General features: G+C 61.2%; 7 protein-coding genes and 1 pseudogene. 5 read left to right on the forward strand and 3 right to left on the reverse strand.

The features are described from left to right. Positions 1-139: 139 nt before the first annotated feature. The gene (locus tag ACRESJ_RS11640; protein ID WP_431758020.1) at positions 140-364 is read left to right on the forward strand and encodes a DUF7681 family protein; all 225 of its coding nucleotides are present in this window, start codon (positions 140-142) and stop codon (positions 362-364) included. 21 nt (positions 365-385) lie between these two features. On the opposite strand, the gene ACRESJ_RS11645 is transcribed toward ACRESJ_RS11640, so the two are convergent. The 3 genes from ACRESJ_RS11645 to ACRESJ_RS11655 all read right to left on the reverse strand — a co-directional run bounded on the left by ACRESJ_RS11645 (position 386) and on the right by ACRESJ_RS11655 (position 1,701). After that, complete coding sequence (locus ACRESJ_RS11645) at positions 386-841, reverse strand: hypothetical protein (RefSeq protein ID WP_431758021.1); 456 nt, start codon at positions 839-841, stop codon at positions 386-388. Beyond that, complete coding sequence (locus ACRESJ_RS11650) at positions 841-1,248, reverse strand: hypothetical protein (RefSeq protein ID WP_431758022.1); 408 nt, start codon at positions 1,246-1,248, stop codon at positions 841-843. The genes ACRESJ_RS11645 and ACRESJ_RS11650 overlap by 1 nt, the downstream gene beginning before the upstream one ends. 66 nt (positions 1,249-1,314) lie before the next feature. Continuing rightward, positions 1,315-1,701, reverse strand: a complete 387-nt coding sequence (locus tag ACRESJ_RS11655; RefSeq protein ID WP_431758023.1) for a helix-turn-helix domain-containing protein — start codon at positions 1,699-1,701, stop codon at positions 1,315-1,317. A gap of 72 nt (positions 1,702-1,773) precedes the next feature. Between ACRESJ_RS11655 and ACRESJ_RS11660 the strand changes: the two genes are divergently transcribed. The 4 genes and pseudogenes from ACRESJ_RS11660 to ACRESJ_RS11675 all read left to right on the forward strand — a co-directional run. Further along, positions 1,774-1,986, forward strand: coding sequence for a hypothetical protein (locus ACRESJ_RS11660; protein ID WP_431758024.1), 213 nt, complete (start codon positions 1,774-1,776; stop codon positions 1,984-1,986). Beyond that, the gene (locus tag ACRESJ_RS11665; protein WP_431758025.1) at positions 1,983-2,216 is read left to right on the forward strand and encodes a hypothetical protein; all 234 of its coding nucleotides are present in this window, start codon (positions 1,983-1,985) and stop codon (positions 2,214-2,216) included. The genes ACRESJ_RS11660 and ACRESJ_RS11665 overlap by 4 nt, the downstream gene beginning before the upstream one ends. After that, a complete protein-coding gene (locus tag ACRESJ_RS11670) occupies positions 2,213-2,506 on the forward strand; it encodes a helix-turn-helix domain-containing protein (RefSeq protein ID WP_431758026.1) in 294 nt (97 codons plus the stop codon). Before ACRESJ_RS11665 ends, ACRESJ_RS11670 begins: the two co-directional genes overlap by 4 nt. Positions 2,507-2,520: 14 nt before the next feature. Continuing rightward, a pseudogene (locus ACRESJ_RS11675) lies at positions 2,521-3,199 on the forward strand (hypothetical protein); the annotation flags it as partial.

Below are 3,199 nucleotides of genomic sequence, written 5' to 3' on the forward strand. Positions count from 1 at the left end.
GCCGCCGGCCCGTTGCACCACCGGGCGCAACAAATCGATGGCGCCAGTCTCCCTATCCGTTAGGGCAGCGTCTTTGAAACTGGTTTCGAGGAATTCTCCCCGCGCGCGCGGGAGAGTGGGCCTTCAATCTGGAGGTGTCATGGACAACCAGCACCGCAAGATCAAAGGTTATCGGGAACTCGCCCAAGCGGAGATCGACGGCATCAACGCGATCAAGGACAAAGGGACCGAAATCGGCCGCCTGCTCGACGCATTGGGCGACATCCTGGGCATCGACAAGCGCGCCTTGGCTATCGCCAGGACGGAGCTGCAGACCGGGCTCATGTGGGCGACGCGGGCCATCGCCCAGCCGGAATCGCTCTAGCGCCCTGAAAGGGCAATTCGACTAGCGCCGAGCGTAGCGCTCGGCATGCTGTTCGATCGCCTGGGAAGCCGCACGCTTGGCCTGAAGGAAAGGTTCAAGCGCAGCCCTGGCGACTTCAGCATGGGGCTGGAAGAATGCGGCCTCCATCTCAATGGCGGAACGCTGCAGCTCCGCCGTTGTCGCCTTCAATTCCGGGAAATACAACAACGCAAGTGTCTGCATTTGCGTGGCGGCTTGCGCCAGCTCCGATCCTGCCGGACGAGCTCCGTCTTGACCTGCGGCTTCAACTACACGCGCAAGAAGAATGGGAAGATCCGAAGCCAAATTGGCTATTTGCTCGTACCGCTGCCGCAGCAAGGCGCGCCGCTCATGACGCCTGGAAAGCCATTGCTGGAGCAGCGGCCCGAACTGCGCGACGGCTGAGCCAAGCAGTGCGGCGCCAGCTGCAATTAGGGCGGTGAGGAAGGTGCTGTTCACTAAAACGAAGGCTGACTGCTATTCAAGATTGCCCTGTGTTCGGCTGCTGGCCGAACAAAAAGCCGCTCATGCGCTTCTGGGTCTAGCTGAAATCCCTTCATCTGAAAGATCCTTTGGAACGTCCCGTCAGGGCTAAAAACCAAAACGACCTGCTTTGACGAAACAGCAACTTTCCCTGACCAAAATCCGACCTTCGAATCAACTCGTTGCCATGTATACCCCGTAGCCCCGCTCACCCCCACGTTCGATTGAGCAGGCGGTGTACCCAATAGACTGATCGCCTCCTGAAGAGTGGTTTTTCCAATCTCCAGCTTTGGCAAATATTGGGCGTTGAAATCATTGCCGATGGATGCCTTGGCTCCCGTTAAGAGCAGCAGCACGGCGACGATCAGATATAGCTTCCTCATGATTTTTCTCCATTTGTGATCTAAGCAACGGACTACTTGCAACTCTTCATCGATTCACTGCGCAGGCTATCGAGCAATCCTCCGCGCGCTTGACTTTCCTAGCTGCGCTGGTTGCGCGAACGCAGCGCTCGTCTTGTCCAATGCCGCCTTGGCGTCCTCCGGACTGTTTCGATAGTTGTCTAGGAGGGCCGATTCACGACGGCTTAACGCTGATGTCGGAGGTTGGATAGAAATCCCGCCGGCGCGTTGCCCGGTAAGGATGTAGAGCGCATCAGCTCCAACTGAGGCAAATACCGCCAACTGGGCCGCAGTTGGCGATGTGGCGCCCTTTTCCCAATCAATAACCGTGCGCTTTGACGCACCAACGATCTCCCCTAGGGAGGTCTGGCTGAGCCCTAGGCGCCCCCGCTCGTCGCGAAGGCGCGCGCCTATGGTGATGATTTCCTCACTCATGCCTATTGACAGGTGCAGATTTCTGCACCAATCTTATCCCGTCCGGTTTAAACGTCACCGCAAGGATACGACATGGTTCAGCCTTTGCCTCCCGGGCACGACTTGATGATCAAGGTCCGTGCTGCCCTCCTGCTCAAGAACACGACGCTGGCCGCCTGGTGCCGCCAGCGCGGCATCAACCCCAGCGCCGCGCGCCAAGCGATCTACGGAACTTGGGCTGGCCCCAAGGGCCGCGCCATCCGCGCCAGCATCCTGAAGGCGGCGGGCCTGAAGGAGGCGGCATGAACACCCCCGGCCAGTCCCTGGACACGTTGTCCATCCGCGAACTGGAGCTGTTGCTCGCCTCGGCGCGCGACCAGTACAACACCGCGGCGGCCAACTGGCGGAAGGTCGCAAGCTCCGACGCTCCCCTTTCCGACACCCTGCCTTGGGCAGGTGCCGTCAACGCCGCCGAGCGCCGCTTCGAGCGCGTCAGGAAGGAGCTGGCTCGCCGCCAGCAGGGAGCGGCCGCATGAGCGAGCAGAGCATCTTCGCCCGTCTGTTGTTCGCCCTGTCCGGCCACAGCCGCAATGGTCTGCGGCTGAAACAAATTGCCGACGGGATCAGTGAATCGCCCAGCACCACGCTGCGCAACCTGCAGCGCCTGGCTGAAGACGGCCTGGCCGAGCGCTCGCCCCACGACCAGGACAACTGGCGTCTTTCCCCGCGAATCGTCCAGATCGCCTTGGCGCACCAGACCGAGGTCAGCCGCGAAGAGCGGGCGCTGGATGACTTCCGCAATCGCTACAGCCGTAGCCCCAACTGATGACGAGGATCGACATGACAGAGAAGCAACCCAGCAAGCGCGGCGCCAAGCCCGTTGCAGCGGCCGAAGTAGTCGGCCCGCAGATCGACTCAGACAAGCTGGTCGAGCGGCACCAGGAGCTTCAGGTGCTGGCCCAGGCCGAGGGCCAGATCAAGGCGCTGGCCACCAGCATCGGCTATGCCGGCGCCCTGGATACCGAATCGCTGTGGAGCATGGTCGAGTACCGGCAGCGCAGGTCGATCGAGGACATCCTGGAGATGGGCCGAGGCTTGCTGCTGATCAAAGAGCAGACGCCCCACGGTGACTTCTATGAGCAGTGCGCCGGACGCCAGCTGCACCCGCGCGCGGCACAGCGCCTGATGGGGATCGCGCTGAAGTTCTCCAAAAGCGACACGATGTCGCTTTTGAAAGCGGCCGGCACCCAGGCGAAGGTACTGGAACTGGCGATCCTGGACGACGACGATCTGGAAGCGCTGGAATCTGGCGAGTCGGTGGCTGGGATCACGCTGGATGACGTCGAGCGCATGAGCGCCAGCCAACTGCGCTTGGCACTGCGCGAGACCCGGGCCAATGCAGATGCCAAAGATCAGCGCATCAACAAGTTGAGTGACGATCTCAACAAGGAGCATGAGAAGACGCTCAAGGCGCAGCGACGCTGGAAGGCGGCAACCCCGGACGAGCAACTGGTGACCC

The sequence above is a fragment of the Pseudomonas sp. genome (assembly GCF_050739655.1).
In the GTDB taxonomy this organism is placed as follows: domain Bacteria; phylum Pseudomonadota; class Gammaproteobacteria; order Pseudomonadales; family Pseudomonadaceae; genus Aquipseudomonas.

Excerpts from the sequence above, each read along its gene's own strand:
- ACRESJ_RS11640 (WP_431758020.1), top strand. The coding sequence starts at position 140 with ATGGACAACCAGCACCGCAAGATCAAAGGTTATCGGGAACTCGCCCAA.
- ACRESJ_RS11650 (WP_431758022.1), bottom strand. The coding sequence starts at position 1,248 with ATGAGGAAGCTATATCTGATCGTCGCCGTGCTGCTGCTCTTAACGGGA.
- ACRESJ_RS11655 (WP_431758023.1), bottom strand. The coding sequence starts at position 1,701 with ATGAGTGAGGAAATCATCACCATAGGCGCGCGCCTTCGCGACGAGCGG.
- ACRESJ_RS11660 (WP_431758024.1), top strand. The coding sequence starts at position 1,774 with ATGGTTCAGCCTTTGCCTCCCGGGCACGACTTGATGATCAAGGTCCGT.
- ACRESJ_RS11665 (WP_431758025.1), top strand. The coding sequence starts at position 1,983 with ATGAACACCCCCGGCCAGTCCCTGGACACGTTGTCCATCCGCGAACTG.
- ACRESJ_RS11670 (WP_431758026.1), top strand. The coding sequence starts at position 2,213 with ATGAGCGAGCAGAGCATCTTCGCCCGTCTGTTGTTCGCCCTGTCCGGC.